Raw genomic sequence first — 18838 nt, 5'->3', positions numbered from 1 at the left:
ATTTCGCTGATGCGGGCCAATAATCTACCGCCTTTTTGAAAGATATTTAGTGTTATATACAATGTAAATGTACAAAAAGCGATAAATATAAAAAACGACCGCTAGAGGGCAAAGCGTAAATTGAGCGTTACGCAACAGGCCATTTAAATACCAGCTTCAAGGCCAAGGCAGTGTATTCTATTGATGCTGGGAAAACAACCAGGCCGGTATTTGAGGTGTAAGCAATAATGGAATTGTAATCAGGTTATGATCTAACTTATTATAAGTCGTAAACAATAGATTACGATTGCCTTTTAAAGCGCGATATAAATACTCGCTCCCCTCATAAGGATTGTCATAATCCTGCCTGCCATGAATTAACCAGATCGGCTTCTGACCTATTGCTTTTATATTAACAAAATCGGGAACTGCAGCAATTGAAAGCATGGCGGCAAAAGTTTCAGGAGCCATGTTCATCAGGTTCTGTGCCGTAGATGCCCCCATAGAATAACCGACCAGATAAATACGGTTAGTATCTATCTGAGGATATTTATTTTTTACCTCACGGATCAAATCCAATAATAAATGTACATCGTCAGATGGCTTCGAGATTAAGCAATTTCTTACAGAATCCGGATAATAATTTGATGACCGTGTTTGAAACTGCGGAGCAATTACAAATGCCTGGTACCTCCGGCGTATGTCTGGCCGTAACCAGATCCTGGCTAATGGTTCTAATTGCTTTTCATTATCTGTCCCTATCCGTGTTGAGTTGTGAAACGTAATCACCAGTGGATACTTCTTCTGATTGCTGTTCTTCGCCGGCAATAGCAATCTGTAATTAATCGATTGCTTTCCTTTTCTTAAAGTTTGCTTAAGGTAGTCATTGGCAGATAAATTATTTAATTCTTTTCTTGTCTGCGCTGAGGTTAAACTATCTGTGAAAGCATCGTTAAACACCTGTTTTTGTGCGGTTGCTGTAAACGCCACTAACCAAAGTAAGAATGCTAATGTTAAAGTACTTCGTTGTATAACAAGGGCAAAATACATGGAGCGGCTTACGTGTTAAATGGCCAACAGAAAGTTTAAACAAAAATGAGATGCTGAAAAAATGAAAATCTTAAAGCCTGTTTCCTTTAGTATCGGCAAGTGCTTTTTGGATGGTAAATTCGATGTAGGTACGGTCGCGTTTTACCAAACGCATTAAATCTTCAACCAATTGATCTTCTTTGCCAGGTGTAAATTCCAAAGGCTCATTTGCCAGATCGCGGTATTTTCTTAAAAATTTAGTTTTTACCTTAAATGCGGTTTCGGGAGTAAGTTGAAAATTAGCCATGGCATATTTTGTTTGATGCAAAAGTAAAAATTATTTTTTCAGGTTGATACCTTTTTATGTAACGGAATAAAAAAAGTAGCTATCCGCAAAAAAAAATTGCACGATAATTGTGTTAAATGCGCGTTATAAAACCAAATCCCGGAACAGAAAACAGCAAGGATATAAAAGAAACCATGAGCGCAAACACACATAAAATCTCTTGAACACTGTTTTGGTATCACAACTAAAAAACAAATTAACAACATGAAAAAAATCATTTTCTCCATTGTTTTCCTAACCCTGGGTTGGGCAACATCAAAGGCACAAACTTTTAACCTTGGGGTTAAAGCAGGTGTAAATCTGGCTAAGTTAAATGCAGATTTCGCAAGTGAAGAAAACCGCTTAGGTTATCAGATCGGTGCCTGGGCGCGTATTGGTGGCGCCAGTTTTTATGTACAGCCTGAGGCTTATATTGGCAGCAAAGGCAATAAATTTATCAGCATTCAACAGGATAATGGCAATGAGGTATCTGCAGAAGGGAAAGTAAAATTCACGACTTTGGATATCCCTGTTTTATTGGGAACAAAATTTGGCGCTAAAAATTTAAATTTCCGTTTAATGGCCGGTCCGGTTATTTCATTTGTTCTGGATGAAAATTCTTCTTTTAGTTCTGCCTATCAGCAAGCCACAGATTTTAGCAATTATAAAAACCAGGCATTGGGTTTACAAGCTGGTGCAGGTGTAGATGTGGGTAGCATTTCGGTTGATTTACGCTACGAGGCTGGTTTATCAAACATCAGCAAAAGCGAAAAATACAGCCAAAAACCAAACCTTTTTCAATTGAGTTTAGGGTTTAAGATTTTGTAGTTTTTACAAGAGAACAAGTAATAATAGGCGGCTAAGGGCTGCCTTTTTTATTGCAAAATGGTCAAACTGCCGCTAATGATGCCACAATCTGTTTTCAAATCAATTACATAGTAGTATACGCCAACAGCAAGTAGCTGATTTTGATAAACCCCATCAAAAGGTTTAGGATATCCTTTAGAATAAAATATCCGCATTCCTAATCTGTTATAAATAGAGAATTCAGCGTTTGGATAATTATCTGATCCGGTGATCTGCCAGGTATCGTTTATACCGTCTCCGTTAGGTGTTATAGCATTCGGTATCTGAAGCGGTATATTTTTAATCTGGTTAAAATCAATAAACCTACTCCTTACTTCGCAACCAAATTTATCGGCTACAAGAAGCTGGTATTTACCGATTTTCAATCCCTTAAAGAGGAGTTCAATAGAAACAACGTCATTATTTTCATCAATCCACCTGTAATGATATGGTGCCGTAGTGCCATTTACCTCTATTCCCGTTATACTTAGATTTTTTCCATCGCAGCTATTGTGAGACTGTAAGTTCGTTAAATCAATAATTGGCAATATTTCATCCCCCACCGTAAAAGTACCTGCAATGTCAGCGCAATTATTGCCATCAGAAACATTTAAAGTATACGTACCCGGAAGAACATCAATTAAATTTTCATCATTTCCAACAAGTTCTCCGCTTTGACTGGTCCACTCAAATTTCGTTGGTATATCAGCTTGATAGTTGCTGATTATTATTTTCCCATTTTTTTTACCACAACTAGACGGAACTATTTCAAAATTTTTAACCTTAAAGTTTTTAATGGTGTTTTTAACCATGTATACTTCCGAAGTAATCTCACAAACACCAACGCCTGCTTTAAAATAATAACTGCCTGCCGGCACATTTTCAAGATCGTCAGCTGTAGTCAGAAAATTTCCAGAAGCACTATACCACCTTTTTGGAAGATCGTTAACTATACCAATTCCTTTGATACTTCCATTTGATGCACCACAAAGTTCATCAGTAATTATTTTCTTCGTATCATCTATCCCATTATCTTTCGCATCAATGGTATACGACGCCGATGTTACATCGCAAGCCCCGTCTTGTCCTGCTTTCAAGTAATATGTACCGGCAGTAACACCTTCCAAATTTTTTGAAACACCAACCAAATTGCCAGCTGCATCGTACCATCTGAAAATGTTTGCATCATATACTTCTAAATTTTTAATAGCTGCCGTTGATAAACCACAATAAGTGCCAAATTTCTGAACTCCGCTATCATTGATAAAAGGCTTTGAAAAAGTAGAAGTTGCACCGTCCTGATTGGTTCCTGTACTCGTAACTTTACCCGTTATTGAACCGCTGTAAGCCCATTTGCCTACATTATCTGTCGCGATGGTGGCAATCCATGTCTTACCTTCGCAATCGCCACAATCATCAACATAAAATAATTCAATTTTCGAATTAGGCAGGTAAGTCCCGCTAACAGTTGTAGCATTTATCGTTGTAATCCTCGACCGGGTAACTACCTTACCCAAAGGGAGGTTTTTTAAAGTAATGGCTGCATCATTACAATATATACTATTTTTTAAAATGGAAATAGGATACGATATCTCAACTATCACAGCTGTTTTATTAAAGGCAATTGTATTTGCATCCGAATTATTTAATCCGCCAATCGTTCCAGCTAAACAAAAATTAATATGAATACCAATTTCATTAGGGTAGCTTTCTGTACCTAATAACCCGGTCCCAATATGATTATCAACGATGGTGAAACCTCCATTTACATAATCAAGTAAAATACCCTTTGCCTGACCTGCAATTGTATTGTTAAAAATATTGGGAATACAGGTTGAACCATTGACATAAATTCCATTTGCTGCCATTGATGCTTTGAGTACAAGGTTTTTATCCAGCCCAACAATATTATTGGCTATTTTAATTGTTCCGTCTGCACCTCCAAGTGCAATGCCGTTTCGGAGATTGTTCGCAATCAGATTACCTTCTTGTGGGCTATCTCCACCAATCACGCTGTTTTTTAAAAAACTGACATCAATTCCTGATTCGTTGGCCACATTATTGATCCCATTTTCCCCTAAACCGAAGATATTGGAAGATATTTTAATCCGCTGAACATCTTTACGTGGAATAACAAAGGGAGACAGAATTCCGGCATAATTTCCCCCAAAGCAATTTGGTTTACCGGGCGCGCCGATAATGATATCTGCCGAATTGTAAAGATAAATTGCACCTTTTTTTTCCTCGATAGGACCCAAAGGATCAGCTCTGAAATTACTGAAGCTAATTCCGTATATTTCTACATGATTGGCATTATCCAGTCTTAAACCATTAAAGTAAGGGTCAACAACCCTCAACAAAGCAATTTTAATATTCGGATTCAAAAATGCAGAAAAAGGCTGAGAAGTGCCGTCAATAATCAGGTTAGAACTCAATATAGGAAGTTCGCTCTCTAAGGTGATGGTTACATCTGATGCATTGTTTCCAGACAAATTAAAATGGATATAATCGGTAACAGTTGTTCCATTTGCATTTGCCAGACTAATCGCTTCACGCAGGCTTCCTGCACCGTCATCTGCATTAGAGACCACAGTGAAAACGGCAGCATTTAAGCTTTTGCTAAAAATAATCAGAAGGAAAATCAGCAATAGTTTTCTCATGTAATCATAACCTTATACAAAAAAACCAAGACGATAATCGACTTGGTTTAAAACAGAGACAGTTTTAACTAATAAAATGTGGTGTAACTGGTAATGGTTGGCGGAAAAGCTGTATTACCAACTACTCCTTTTAGATACAGTGTATAAGCTCGCCCCTTTGATAAAGACAGGGTAAATGTACCTGCAATAACCGCTCCTCCCGTTGCGGTGTTATATAAAAGATATTTAATGCTTGGTGCCGTGCCAGAACCTGGGTTAGGTACTTCTGCCCAGCCAGAAGATGTTCCATAAGCCACGTTTGAAATAATTTTTGGTCCGGTAGGAACATCACCTTTAATCAGATCAACATTGGGGCTACCATCATATAAGTTAATAACACGAACAAAAACCTTCGAGGTATCCAAAGCTGGCTTGATATCTTCAACTACCAGCGATGACGGTATTTGCTTTGTGGTGGTATTGTATTGCCCTGTAGTAAAAATTGTATAATATTTTCCTGCCTGCGGATTTATCGAGGTATTAAAAACCTCCAATCCTGCATCGGTTTTTGCCGAAGCTATGATTTTTGCTGTTAACTTGTGTGATCCTGGAGTGGTAGTTGCGTAACCAAGATCTGGAAATAAGGACGTAGCTGTTGCGTAATTATACCCTGCATTTTCGACACCCAAAGATGAAAGTCCTGCAGAAAACTTGGTCCCATCTACAAAAAAGTTAACGGTTGGGCTATTTGGCGTTACATTCAAAATTTTTATGTAAGAATATTTCGGATCACCCGGCTGGATTTTTTCGTATACGGTATTTTCAACTAAAGCCTGCTTTTTACATGCGGCACATAATAATGTAGAAACCGCAATTAAGTATAATATTTTTTTCATTTTCTTTTATTTATGATCCGTTACGGTTGAGAAAACCACATTTTAAAAGTGTGATAATTAGGTTGGTCGCCCCCTATTTTTTTAAGCGCCTCTAAATTCCAGATGTACTCCGAATTGTAACGTGGGCGGTAGCGCTGAATTGGCTTACCTCCGTTATCAGCATAAAACGAAGCAGGAAAAAAGAAGGTGCCTAAATATGGATTATTTCCTTTAGAATCACCATCAAAATAGTTGTACTTACGCAGATCGCTCCACGTTTCGACGAAACCATAAGCATAAAGTGCCAAATATTTCTGCAACATGATATCCTTTAATGTCAATGTTGCTGCCGTTTGTTTTACCGCCGCGCTGGTTAAATAAGCCGTTTTATCAGCAGAAGTAATTGGTGTACCCAACGCGCTAACAAAATCTATACTGGCCGAAATCCCTTTGGTATAAGCATCTAACGCTAAGCTTGTATTTCCACTTCTGAATGCAGCCTCTGCCTTAATAAACTGCATTTCCGAATAGGTCATGATTGGAAAGCCTGCATTATCTTTAAACAGGTATTTACCAAAAGTAGGACCAGGATTAGCCGAGCCTAAACTACCCCAGGGATTAGGAATTTGGTTTTTAGCAGCAGCAGTTCCAGGATCTGAAGTATTTGGTGCAGTACCCCTGAAAACACCATCAGCAGAAGCGGTAATCATATTGTTTCTACGTGGATCAATCACGGCGCCCGGTGTTCCAACCAGATAGGTTCCATCTAACAAACCAACAATAATTCTCGTTTGGCGGTATGATGCTAAATTCGCTCTTAATGGGCCAAAGAAATTACCATTTGTGGCTGTTGTGCCCAAATTCGGAACGATAAAATTATCTGCATTGCTCGTTAGGGATTTATCTACATACTCAATAACCTTAGCTGGATCATAACTTGCTTTATTAATAAGGTTGTTGGCGTTTCTTGCCAAAATACCGTAATTAAACCTGATCCATTTGGCGTTGTCTCCTGCATATATTAAATCAGCTGGCGCCAATTTAGCTACAGTTCCAGCGCCATCCGTTCTGCTAAAATTAGCAATTGATAGATTAGCTAATCTTACCACTTCAGCGTACACATCAGATTGTGGGTCGTAATCAAACACATAACGGTTTGGCTCGTAAGCCTCTTTCAGGATAATATCGCCATGGTAATCAGTTGTAATCTGCCAACTCCAGGCTTTAAGGGCCTGAGCCAAGCCTACGTAGTTCCACTCTGTTTTAGCCGTTGATTTATCAATAATCAGGTTTAAATTAGCGCCTAAACCATAATAATTTGTCCGCCAGATTTCGCCTGCAGCATCACTCGATGGGATCCACCCGTGAGATTCTCCAACATTTACAGCGCCACCGAAGTACTGGATAACGCCTCCCAGATACCTGGAGTCGAACTGAACCCCTCTTTCCATCTGCGCAAATAACGGTGGCGTCAATGTCCTGCTTTCAGGATCCTGTGGTGTTGCCGGATCGGTGTTAATATCCAAATACTTTTTACAACCCGAGCCGATCATGATTGCGGTAGCGACAAATAATATATATATCTTTTTCATTTTAATTCGAATTAAAAACCAAGTCTAAGACCAAAATTATAACCTCTTGGCTGACCTGCAGAACCATAATCGATTCCCGATCCACCTAAACCACCTGAAGATGCATTGAGCCCGTTTACCTGAGGATCTACTCCATTATAATTAGTGATTAAAAGCAAGTCCGTACCCGTAAAGAAAACACTTGCATTTTTAACTACTTTACTTTTTGTAAATAAGCTTTTAGGAAGGTTGTAGCTCAAGGTAATATCTTTTAATCTGATCCAATTCACATCTTTTTGAAGAAAATCGGCAGTATTAAAGTAGGTAGAATAGTAAGAGGTAGTGATATAAGGAATTACCACTATATTATTTTTTGTTGGATTAGCGCTATTTTCTAAACCATCTCTGAAAACCCCTTCAATAATGCGTGGCGTTTCGCGATCTAAACTTAACTTAGACAAGCCTCTTTGATAGAGATATTCTTCTGTCGCATTATAAATATCACCGCCTTTCCTGATGTCGAGCAGAAATGATAAGTTAAAGTTTTTATAAGTGAAGCTATTGGTGACACCAGCACCAAAATCAGGAGCCCGATCGCCAATAGGTGTAAAATTGGTATCGCGTATCGGCATACCGTTACTCGGATTGATCAGCACCTGACCGGCATTATTACGAAGATAATTCTGACCTGCAAATGCTGAAATTGAAGAGCCTACCGTGTATTGCGCCCTAACGTCATCTGTTAGCCAGGTATCTGATAGGTAGAAAACATCCTGGCCAGCTGGAAGAGACAGAATATAACCGCGGTTACGTGAAATATTTGCAGAAATATCCCAGGTAAAATCTTCGGTTTTAATAGGTGTTCCTTTAATCAGTAGTTCGAATCCCCTATTCCTGATTTTCCCACTATTGATATAGCCTAAAATTGCACCTGTTGCATAACTTAAACGTGGTGCAGTAATTTGCTTATCAGAAAGGTTTTCATACAATGAAAAATCGAACGACAATCTATTATTAAAAAAGCCCAATTCCATACCCACCTCTTTTGAGGTGGTAAATTCTGCAACCAAATCAGGGTTGCCTGCCGTTACATCTGTAGCGAAACCACCGCCAGTTGTGGTTTGTGCAATAAGCTTGGTTTTGGTAATGTAGGCTGTTCTGGCATCTTTGCCAGACTGACCCCACGAAGCTCTTAATTTACCAAAGGATAGCCAGTTTAATTTTTTTACGGCAGGCAGCTCTGTAAAGACAAAACTTAAAGATGTTGCCGGATAAAAGAAACTATTGTTTTTAACCGGAAGTGTTGATGAAACATCTTCACGACCAGTGAATGTTAAGTAAAGAAATTCATCATAACCCAACTCTGCCTGTGCAAAACCTCCAAATTTACGTTTAACAAAATCAGAATAGGCTACACGCTGGGTTGTTGGATCGGTATTATTGATACTGTAATAATCCTGTTCAAAAAATCTTGTTCCAAACTGAGCGTTGGTAGCATCGTCATCATCGGTTAAATCCCCCCCTATCCTCAGAATAGGTTTAAACTTACCGAAATCCTTTCTAAAGGTACCAACAACTGACGCGTTAAATAAACGCTTGATATTCTGATAAGTGTTAATACCTCCTCCAGAATAGACCGTACCACTCACATTAGATGCGTAGGATTGCGGGTGATAAGCAGATAAACCTGTCTGGGCATACATATCTGCGCCAACCCTACCTGTAACTGAAACCCATTTGGCTGGTGTATAATCTAAACTCACATTGGTTAAAACGCGGTTTAATTTGTCGTAATTAGGATTTTTATTTACGCCCCAGTAAGGATTATCCAATTCAGCACCTAAGCTTGTACCTAAAATTCTCCTACCTCCGGTTTGAGGATCGATATAATTGCGCATATCATCAACCCTGGGCCATGATAATGAACTTAACATCGGGCTACCTGCCCCCCTATATGTTTTATCTGTTTTGGACGAGATGAAATTTAAAGATGCATTAAGGCTTAATTTATCACTGATTTTCGAAACACCACTTAACTTAAAGTTCAAACTGTTAAAACCGGTACCAGGAATATATCCTTTCTGATCTGTATAACCTAAACTGGTTCTTACAGATAGTTTTTCTGATCCACCTTCTACAGAGGCATTGTGTTTTTGCGTGAAGCCTGTTTGGTAAAAATTTTGAAGGTTATCATAGGTCGGCAGCTTTTCTGGATATTTTGCTCCAAAATAAGTTCGTGTCCTTACTTCTTCATCAAATATACCACCAGCACCGCCGCCATAAACTGTTTGATAATCAGGAAAACGATAGATATTTTCTACCCTGAACGAGTTGCTATATGTAGCCCTCGCAGTACCCGCTTTAGCTTTTTTTGTGGTAATCACAACTGCACCTGAAGCCCCTTCCGTACCGTACAATGCAGCCGCTTCAGGTCCCTTCAAAATGGTTATGGATTCAATTTCTTCCGGGTTAATATCCATTACACGGTTACCGTAATCATTAGTACGGTTAAAACTACCTTGTCCAACCAAACTGTAATCAGAAAACGTTTTGTTAGAGATTGGTAGCCCATCTACCACAAACAAAGGTTGATTATCGCCATCCAGTGAAACACCTCCCCTGATGATAATCTGCGAAGAAGATCCCGGCAAACCGGTTGTAGGTGTGATAATCGCACCAGCAACCCGTCCCTGCAACGCATTAAGAAAGTTGTCGCGTTGTGTATCAGCAATTTCAGCCCCCTTGAGTATCTGAGCAGAATAACCCAACGCCTTTTTGTTACGGGTAATTCCCTGACCAGTAACCACCACCTCTTCAAGGTTGCTGGCATCGCTGGCCATCACTATATTGATGGAAGCATTTCCCCCAACCGCTTTCTCCTGTGTTTTAAAACCTATGTAAGAGAAAACAAGTACATCGGTTTTTGACGCTTTAATGGAATAATTTCCATCTGCATTGGTTTGTGCAACCACAGTGCTTCCTTTCACACGTATAGAAACACCAGGTATAGGCCCGTCAGTAGACGTAACCTTACCGGTAACGGTTATTTGTTGCGCGAAAGCATGGGCCAGCAACAAAAACGTACCAATAAAAATTAGTAGTAATTTTTTTTTCATAAACTGCCTGTTTAAGGAATGATTGATTTGTTAGTTGTAGTTAGTTAAATAGTTGTTTGCCAAACACGCATAATAACGCATTTTTATGCTAATATCATAAATGTTTTGGAATAAAAAAACAATTTAACAAACTATTTACCAGCACCTAATCCCATTAACACGCATCAACACGCAAAAACGCGCAGCATGTAGAAAATCTAAAAATCTTTTATACTTTCGCTTAAGCCAAACATCACTATGCTAAAAAAAGAACGCCACGACTTCATCATGCGACAGATTAATTTGCACAACCGCGTGTTAACCTCCGATCTGGTGCAGCAGCTTAATGTTTCAGAAGATACCATCAGAAGGGATTTACAGGAACTTGTTGACGAAAACCTGCTCTATAAGGTTCATGGAGGTGCATTATCCAAGTCGTATCATAGTTCTTTTGATGACAGTACGGTATATGCCCGCGATAGCAAAATTGCTATCGGCAAAAAAGCTGCTCGCCTGATCAAGGATGGAATGGTGATTTTAACCGGTGGCGGAACAACAATTCTGGAGTTTGTAAAGCTGCTTCCGCAGGGATTATCAGCCACTTTCTTTACCATTAGTCCGCTGGTTGCTGTAGAACTGGCGAAATACAACAATATTGAAGTGATTTTGATTGGCGGCCTGTTTTCAAAAAATTCACAAATAACTTACGGCGGACAAGTAATTACTCAACTATCGGAAATTAAAGCCGATTTATGCCTGATGGGAACAAGTGCCATCCATCCTGAAGAGGGCTTAACCGACACCTACTGGGAAATTAACCAACTTAAAAAAGCCATGTTGGCCTGCGCAAAAAAAACAGTAGTACTTTGCATTTCAGAAAAACTCAATATTGCTTTACGCTTAAGAGTTTGTCCGATAGAAAGCATTAGTTATTTAATTACCGAGCTGGATATAGATCATGAATCGCTTTCGGCCTACCGCCAAAAGGAGCTGAATATTTTATAAACTTAATTTTCCATCTTTTACTGATCTACCGATAGTTGAAATGATTGAAAAGTCAAAACAGCTGAAAGTACGAGGTGCCAATCTGAGTGTCAGCTCAACTTTCGAATGAACACTAAGATACTGAAAACTAGTCCACAAACCTACTTTGGCAAACTGATTTTACCCATGCAAACCGATGGCACACCTTGCCGGTTGCCGAAATCAATCGGCTCACCGCATAGCGTTTCATTGGCCAGAACAGCGAATAAAACAGCCTCTTTTGCATCAGGATTAACATTAAGATCTTCAGTGCTTAAGAATCTGCAAAATGGCAGCTTGATTTGAAGAAGCTGAATAAGCAGCGGATTGTGCATCCCGCCCCCGCTCATAAAGACCTGCAACGTGGCGTCGTCTCCAAAACAACGTTTTATCGCATTGGAAATAGCTTCTGCGGAAAAATGACATAGGGTGGCCATTACATCCTCCTGACCTAAATGCGTTGTTGCAGATTTTTCTTGCGCCTTTACCAAATATTCCAGGTTAAATAATTCCGGCCCGGTAGTTTTCGGAAAATCCAACATGAGGAATTCACAATCGAGCAATGCCGCCAATAGGCCGGGATTTGAATGACCGCTCCGGGCAACAGCCGCATGCTTATCATAAAATTGATTAAACTGTTGTTGCATATACTGATCCATCAACGTATTACCTGGCCCAACATCTGTCGAAAAAATTTCGCTGGCATCGGTGCTCCCGGGCAGGTAAGTGAAATTTGCTATTCCTCCAATATTTAACATTACCCGATCTTCCCCCGCTTTTGAAAACATCAGATAATCACCATAAACAGCTAAAGGAGCACCTTCACCACCTGCAGCCAAATGTTTCTGCCTAAAATCAGATAAGGTTATTATTCCGGTTTTAACAGCCATGTGGTCGCCATCTCCAATCTGTAACGTACCATTAGGATAATCGGCCAGTTGGTGCAAAGATTTTGGTGCGTGGAAAATAGTTTGTCCGTGGCTGGCAATAAAATCGATGTCATCACTTTTATACCCCCATTCCTTTAGGGCTTCATTGATTAATTGGGCATGGGTGTTTGCAATGTACTCGTTCATCAGGCAAACCAATTGTAGATCAACTTCCTTTTTAGAGAATATGGCTTTTATTTTCGCCCTGAAATCAGCTGTATAATCACCTGTTTTAAATTTTAAAACCCTGATATCGGTTTCGGCACCACTTTTCTTAACCGAACAAAGGGCAATATCCAGCCCATCCATAGAAGTTCCACTCATCAACCCGATAATCAGCCGTTCCGGCTTGCCTGCTTTAGAATATAACTTTTGGATCTGTGCGTTCATATTGATTTTATCGTAAAAAGATCAAACGTTTGTGTAACCCCATTAATGGATTTTATGCAAATACTCGCAATAAATGTAAATAACCTTTATTATAAATTGGGCATAACTCTTTATATTTACTGCTCCGTACATTAAAATCCATATAAAAAAAATGGCTAGATTAAATCTACTGGAGGAGACACGTTTTGAGAAATTACCCGTAAGCGTGTTCGAAAATCCAAAAATTGCTTCAATTAATGTTGCACATCGCATTGCCGGGCTCATTAAATCAAAACAAGCAAACAACGCACCTGCAGTACTGGGCTTAGCAACAGGTGTTACCCCAATTGCAGTTTATGCCGAACTGGTTAGACTGCACAAAGAAGAGGGCTTGAGTTTTAAAAACGTAATCACTTTTAACCTGGATGAATATTATCCAATGGCGCCAACTGCGGCACAGAGTTATGTGACGTTTATGAACGAAAACCTTTTCAATCATATCGATATTGACAAAAAAAATGTCCACATCCCTGATGGTACGCTTGCACTGGAAGATATTCCGGCTTTCTGCGTGGAATATGAAAAGAAAATAGGCGATCTTGGCGGCCTTGACATCCAGATTTTAGGAATCGGCCGTACTGGTCACATCGGGTTTAACGAGCCAGGTTCTGCACCAAATTCTGGCACCCGTTTAGTTACTTTAGATGACTTGACACGCCGGGATGCGGCACGCGATTTTGGTGGAAAAACTTTTGTACCAACAAAGGCTATTACCATGGGTATCGGTACAATTTTCAAAGCAAGAGAAATTATATTAATGGCCTGGAGCCGTAAAAAAGCTTCCATTATCAAAAAAGCTGTTGAAGGCGAAATTTCGGGTGAAGTTCCGGCAACATACCTTCAGCTTTCTGATCATGTAGAATTTATACTTGATGCTCCCGCAGCTTCAGAACTTACCCGTTTTGATACCCCATGGCTCGTTAAAGATTGTATATGGACAGATGCTTTGATCCGAAAGGCAGTAATCTGGCTGGCCAATACATTAAAAAAACCTATCTTAAAATTAACTGAAGACGATTATAACAATAATGGTATGGCGCAACTGGCTACTGAAAAAGGACCGGTTTATAACATCAACATCCATATCTTTAATAAGTTACAACACACCATAACCGGGTGGCCGGGAGGCAAACCAAATGCCGACGACTCCCAACGTCCGGAAAGAGCCATACCTGCTCAAAAAAATGTGATTATATTCTCTCCTCACCCGGATGACGATGTGATTTCGATGGGCGGTACTTTTTTACGCCTGGTTGATCAGGGGCATAATGTACATGTAGCATACCAAACTTCAGGCAATACTGCCGTATGGGATGACGATGCACTTCGTTTTGTGGAATTTAATGTAGATTTTACAGAGAAAATGGGCATGGACAATACGCAGTTAAAGGAGCTTTATAACAATATGAGAACCTTTATTGAGCAGAAAAAACCAAACCAGATCGACACTCCTGAGATCCAGACGGTTAAAGGGCTTATCAGAAAAGGTGAAGCAATTGCCGGGGCAAGATATTGCGGCTTGGAAGATGATCACATCCACTTTCAGGCACTTCCTTTTTATGAAAGCGGAAAAGTTCAGAAAAACCCGGTAACCGACGCCGATATCGAACTTACAATAGCCCTGTTGCAGCAGGTAAAACCTCACCAGATTTATGCTGCCGGTGATTTTGAAGATCCTCACGGAACACATATTGTTTGTTTCAAAATTGTTTTAGAAGCCCTGAAACGCTTACGTAAAACCGAAGCCTGGGCGCAGGATTGCTGGCTATGGATGTATCGCGGTGCATGGCATGAATTTGAAACCCATGAAATCGAAATGGCTGTTCCAATCTCTCCGCAAGAGCTTGAGCGCAAAAAATATGCGATTTTTAAACACCAGAGCCAGAAAGACAGGGCGGTTTTCCCTGGCGATGACGCAAGAGAGTTCTGGCAACGGGCTGAAGACCGTAACCGGGATACGGCAAAAGCTTATGACGAGCTTGGACTAGCAGAATACGAAGCGATGGAAGCTTTTGTTCGCTGGAAATTTGAAGATTAATAAAAAATAATTCAATCCTGCTTTGTTAGCTCAAAGCAGGATTTTTTTATCCTCCGAAGTTTCAAAGACCGTGGACGGGGAAAGACTTCGAAAATTTTTCATAGACTTACGAAGTTTACTGCTCACTGCTGTCCGCCTAAAGTTTGCAAGTAATTTCTCATTCTAAGAACAATAGTCTAAATTAGTTTGCTAAACCAAACCCAGCTAATCATGACTGAACCTAAACAACGCTTGCTATCTCTGGATTTTTTTAGAGGTTTAACCGTAGCCGCGATGATCTTAGTGAATAACCCTGGTAGTTGGGGCCACATTTATGCACCTTTGGAGCATGCAGAATGGAACGGCTGCACACCTACCGATTTAATTTTTCCGTTCTTTTTATGGATTGTTGGTGTTTCCATCGCTTTTGCCATGAGCAACAGTAAAGCAGATCACTCTACACATCAAAAAACAATCATAAAAGCGGTTAAGCGTGGTATTATCCTATATTTACTGGGCTTCTTTCTAGCTATCTTCGGGAAAATCATCGGTGCATTAACAACCGATAGTACCATTGTCGAAGCTTTTAAGACGGTTAGGTTACTGGGTGTTTTACAAAGAATAGGAATTGTTTTCATAATCAGCAGTATCATTTTCATTAAATTTTCGAACAAAACAATATTTAAAACATTAATTGTGGTACTTGCCGTTTACTGGGCATTAATGACTTTTATCCCAGTACCGGGAGTTGGATACCCGAATTTGGAAAAAGAAACAAATTTAGCAGCCTGGATTGATCGTGGAATTTTAACAGAGGCACATACCTGGGCTTCATCTAAAACCTGGGACCCTGAAGGAATTCTAAGCACATTGCCGGCAACAGGTACCTGTTTATTTGGCATTCTGGTTGGCGTTTGGATGCGCAGAAAAGATGTAGATAATCCAACAAAAGTGGCCTGGTTGTTTACCACTGGAATTGTTGCAGTTATTTTAGGCTTACTCTGGGACCTCCAGTTTCCGATTAACAAATCGTTATGGACCAGTTCTTTTGTGTTATATACAGGTGGCCTGGCCTCTATTGGATTGGCGCTCTGCTACTGGATCATTGATGTGCAGGGTTACAAAAAATTCACTACCCCTTTTGTTGTGTATGGTGTAAATGCCATTACAGTTTTCTTTCTGGCCGGATTAATGCCCAGAGTATTAAACCTCATTCGGATTACCAAGACAGATGGCACCAAAAAAGGCATCCTGGTTTGGGTTTACGAGACTTGTTATACACCATTTTTCAGCCCGATAAATGCTTCACTGGTTTGGGCCATAACCTATATACTTGGTTTTTATGTATTATTATATTTTATGTACAAAAAAAACATTATCATTAAGGTTTAGTAAAAAAATGCTATAATTGATTGTCCCTCTCTTACCCAATTGAAAAAGAAAACTACCATATACGACATTGCCAAGGCGCTTGACATTACAGTGTCAACTGTTTCCCGGGCGCTCAGTGGCTTTCCGGCGATAAGTGATACGACCAGAAAAGCCGTTGTTGAAATGGCTAAAAAATTAAATTATAGCCCGAATAAACTCGCATCGGCATTAAAATCCGGCAAAACCCATATTATTGGTGTAATTGTGCCAAGTGTACAGGCACATTTTTTTGCATCCATTATCCACTGCATAGAGGATGGCCTGAAAGACAGCGGCTACCGCGTGATTATCTACCAGTCTAATGAATCAGTTGAAAATGAAATTAATGGCGTAAGAACTTTATTAGAAGCACAGGTAGATGGTATTATGGCTTCAATGTCTTTAGAAACAGAAGATACGGCCCACTTTAGCGAAATTATCAAGCAAAACAAGCCCCTGATTTTATTTGACCGCGTAAACACCGATTTAAAAGTACCAACCGTTACACTCGATGATTTTAAGGCCGGTTATATTGCTACAAAACACTTAATAGATCAGGGTTATCAAAAAATTGCGTTTGTAACCACTGTTCACCAGATTAAAATATTTAACGATCGGTTAGAAGGGTACAAAGCAGCTTTGGCAGACCATAACCTTCCGGTAATAAAAAACCATATTATTTTTGGCGGTTTATCTATCAAAGATGGTCGGTTTGGCGCAGGAAAATTAATGCGCAGCAGTGATAAACCCGATGCAATTATTGCGGGTGATGATTTTACGGCTTTAGGCGTAATTAAAAAGTTGAAAGAAATAAATGAAACTCCACCTCAAATAGGGGTAATCGGTTTCGCAAATGAAGCATTTTCCGCTTACATTACACCCAACCTGTCCACTATTGATCAGCATGCCTCAAAAATCGGCCAGGAATGTGCTAAAATGTTTCTGAAAATGATTAATCAGGAAAGCCCATACGCCAACATGGAACATATTGTGCTCGATCCGGGTGTTGTAGAAAGAGAATCGACCAATAAAAAAAACTAAGAGCTTTTATTCCTTTGCCAGCGGAATTTCTACACCAACAGGCCCACTCGGCTCGCTTTCATTCTTTAACCGATCTAATGCCGTTACAAGATAGCTGTACCGTTTTCCGCTTTCTACACTCGTATCAATAAATGAAAGATAATCTTCAAAGCTTATTTTAACAATGTTCTTCGGGTCGAGTATCGAAATTTTCTCTCCTTCATCAAATCTGTAAATCACAAATCCCGAAGCTGTTTCTCCATCCTTTGCCTTCAATGGAAGCTGCCATTTTAAATGTACGCCATCTCTCAATGCATCGGCAGTTAAAACCTGAGGTTCGTTTGGCGGCACTTCATCCAGCCATGGCATTTGCGGCGGCAAAGCAGGGTATTTATAAAAGTCGTTCTTTAACGAATCCCCAACTGCCTTAGCAACTGTACTTAATGATTTTGAACTGAAAAATACGCTGCCCTGAATGCGGCTATTCTCTCTCAGATATCTAATCTGTCTCGGTATTTCGCTCAGGTTTCTCCACGCGGCTTCTGCCCTTGAGTTTACCAGGTAAGCGCCCTGCCCGATATAAACATGTCTGCCAAAAGTATTATTGCTCCACCAGTCAACCAAAACGCCATAAGGCGCCACTCTTCTGGTGAACGTAAAGTAAATCTGAGGATTAATGTAATCCACCCAACCTTCTCTCACCCATTTACGGCTATCGGCAAAAAGTTCAGCATAGTTAGATAGCCCGCTGGTAGCAGAGCCTTCGGGATCCTCATTTTTATTTTTCCAGATACCAAACGGACTGATCCCAAATTTTACCCATTTTTTATAGTGGTGGATACTATCATCAAGTTGTTTGATAAGCAGATCGACATTATTGCGCCTCCAATCTTTTATGTCTGAGAAATTATTAAGGTATTTGTTAAAAGTATTGTTATCATTAATGGTTTGCCCTTCTAATTTATATGGATAAAAGTAATCGTCGAAGTGAATACCATCAATGTCATAGCCTTTTACTACATCTAAAATTACCTGTACGATATATTCCCTCACTTCCGGAATACCCGGATCGAACTGCTTTTTACCACCATAGGTAAAAAACCACTCGGGGTGTTTACGATAAGCATGGTTTTCGCTTAACACGGCCGAGCTACTCATGCTGGCTCTGTAAGGGTTAAACCAGGCATGCAGCTCCATTCCCCTGAAATGGGCTTCTTTGATGGCAAAAGCCAGAGGATCATAACCAGGTGCCGGCGCCAAGCCCTGCCTACCCATTAACCATTGGCTCCAGGGCTCTCTGGATTTCGCGTAAAATGCATCGGCTGCGGGTCTGACCTGCAATATAATGGCATTCATTCCCTGGCTTTTATGTCTTTCTAAAATACCAATCAACTCCTGCTTCTGCTGATCAATGGTCAACCCAGGCCTAGACGGCCAGTCTATATTGGTAACAGTAGCCACCCAAACGCCTCTAAATTCCCTTTTTGGTGCAATTTTTGATAAAGGTTGTGCATTTAATATATATGGTATTACAGTTAGCGATAAAAGTGCGTATAGGAAGTTTTTAAGCATTATTTCTTATCTTATTTTTTTCAGGTTGTGTGTTTGTGTAGATTTGTATACAAATTGAACATTAGCAAGTAAACGATTT

13 protein-coding genes are annotated in these 18838 nt (G+C 39.9%); 5 read left to right on the top strand and 8 right to left on the bottom strand.

What is annotated here, in order from left to right:
- Positions 1-177: 177 nt before the first annotated feature.
- Together ACIQXP_RS21805 and ACIQXP_RS21800 are read right to left on the bottom strand one after the other, a co-directional pair.
- Positions 178-1029: a carboxylesterase family protein gene (locus tag ACIQXP_RS21805; RefSeq protein WP_293742354.1), complete on the bottom strand. Its 852-nt coding sequence runs from the start codon at positions 1027-1029 to the stop codon at positions 178-180.
- Between the two features lie 70 nt (positions 1030-1099).
- Positions 1100-1315: a hypothetical protein gene (locus ACIQXP_RS21800; RefSeq protein WP_145857900.1), complete on the bottom strand. Its 216-nt coding sequence runs from the start codon at positions 1313-1315 to the stop codon at positions 1100-1102.
- Positions 1316-1558: 243 nt separating this feature from the next.
- On the opposite strand from ACIQXP_RS21800, the gene ACIQXP_RS21795 reads away from it, so the two are divergent.
- A complete protein-coding gene (locus ACIQXP_RS21795) occupies positions 1559-2161 on the top strand; it encodes a porin family protein (RefSeq protein ID WP_293742355.1) in 603 nt (200 codons plus the stop codon).
- Positions 2162-2208: 47 nt separating this feature from the next.
- On the opposite strand, the gene ACIQXP_RS21790 is transcribed toward ACIQXP_RS21795, so the two are convergent.
- The 4 genes from ACIQXP_RS21790 to ACIQXP_RS21775 all read right to left on the bottom strand — a co-directional run bounded on the left by ACIQXP_RS21790 (position 2209) and on the right by ACIQXP_RS21775 (position 10380).
- Complete coding sequence (locus ACIQXP_RS21790; protein WP_387507754.1) at positions 2209-4839, bottom strand: T9SS type B sorting domain-containing protein; 2631 nt, start codon at positions 4837-4839, stop codon at positions 2209-2211.
- A gap of 68 nt (positions 4840-4907) precedes the next feature.
- A complete protein-coding gene (locus tag ACIQXP_RS21785; RefSeq protein WP_293742357.1) occupies positions 4908-5714 on the bottom strand; it encodes a DUF4397 domain-containing protein in 807 nt (268 codons plus the stop codon).
- 20 nt (positions 5715-5734) lie between these two features.
- On the bottom strand, positions 5735-7285 hold the full coding sequence (locus tag ACIQXP_RS21780) for a SusD/RagB family nutrient-binding outer membrane lipoprotein (RefSeq protein WP_293742358.1): 1551 nt from the start codon (positions 7283-7285) through the stop codon (positions 5735-5737).
- Between the two features lie 11 nt (positions 7286-7296).
- Complete coding sequence (locus tag ACIQXP_RS21775; RefSeq protein WP_387507757.1) at positions 7297-10380, bottom strand: SusC/RagA family TonB-linked outer membrane protein; 3084 nt, start codon at positions 10378-10380, stop codon at positions 7297-7299.
- A 237-nt stretch (positions 10381-10617) separates the two neighbouring features.
- Between ACIQXP_RS21775 and ACIQXP_RS21770 the strand changes: the two genes are divergently transcribed.
- A complete protein-coding gene (locus tag ACIQXP_RS21770) occupies positions 10618-11364 on the top strand; it encodes a DeoR/GlpR family DNA-binding transcription regulator (protein ID WP_293742360.1) in 747 nt (248 codons plus the stop codon).
- Between the two features lie 140 nt (positions 11365-11504).
- On the opposite strand, the gene ACIQXP_RS21765 is transcribed toward ACIQXP_RS21770, so the two are convergent.
- Positions 11505-12701: an anhydro-N-acetylmuramic acid kinase gene (locus ACIQXP_RS21765; RefSeq protein ID WP_387507761.1), complete on the bottom strand. Its 1197-nt coding sequence runs from the start codon at positions 12699-12701 to the stop codon at positions 11505-11507.
- A gap of 151 nt (positions 12702-12852) precedes the next feature.
- Between ACIQXP_RS21765 and nagB the strand changes: the two genes are divergently transcribed.
- The 3 genes from nagB (at position 12853) to ACIQXP_RS21750 (ending at position 17208) form a co-directional block, all read left to right on the top strand.
- Positions 12853-14778, top strand: a complete 1926-nt coding sequence (nagB, locus tag ACIQXP_RS21760) for a glucosamine-6-phosphate deaminase (protein WP_293742362.1) — start codon at positions 12853-12855, stop codon at positions 14776-14778.
- Between the two features lie 210 nt (positions 14779-14988).
- Positions 14989-16149, top strand: a complete 1161-nt coding sequence (locus ACIQXP_RS21755) for an acyltransferase family protein (protein ID WP_387507764.1) — start codon at positions 14989-14991, stop codon at positions 16147-16149.
- Between the two features lie 39 nt (positions 16150-16188).
- Positions 16189-17208, top strand: a complete 1020-nt coding sequence (locus tag ACIQXP_RS21750; RefSeq protein WP_293742364.1) for a LacI family DNA-binding transcriptional regulator — start codon at positions 16189-16191, stop codon at positions 17206-17208.
- Positions 17209-17214: 6 nt separating this feature from the next.
- Here ACIQXP_RS21750 and ACIQXP_RS21745 read toward each other — a convergent pair whose 3' ends face one another.
- Complete coding sequence (locus tag ACIQXP_RS21745; RefSeq protein WP_387507766.1) at positions 17215-18759, bottom strand: glycoside hydrolase family 10-like protein; 1545 nt, start codon at positions 18757-18759, stop codon at positions 17215-17217.
- Positions 18760-18838 lie beyond the last annotated feature (79 nt).

Origin of the sequence: Pedobacter suwonensis (genome assembly GCF_044762335.1) — a bacterium.
Lineage (GTDB): Bacteria > Bacteroidota > Bacteroidia > Sphingobacteriales > Sphingobacteriaceae > Pedobacter.
This window is presented reverse-complemented; position numbering and strand designations above follow the sequence as displayed.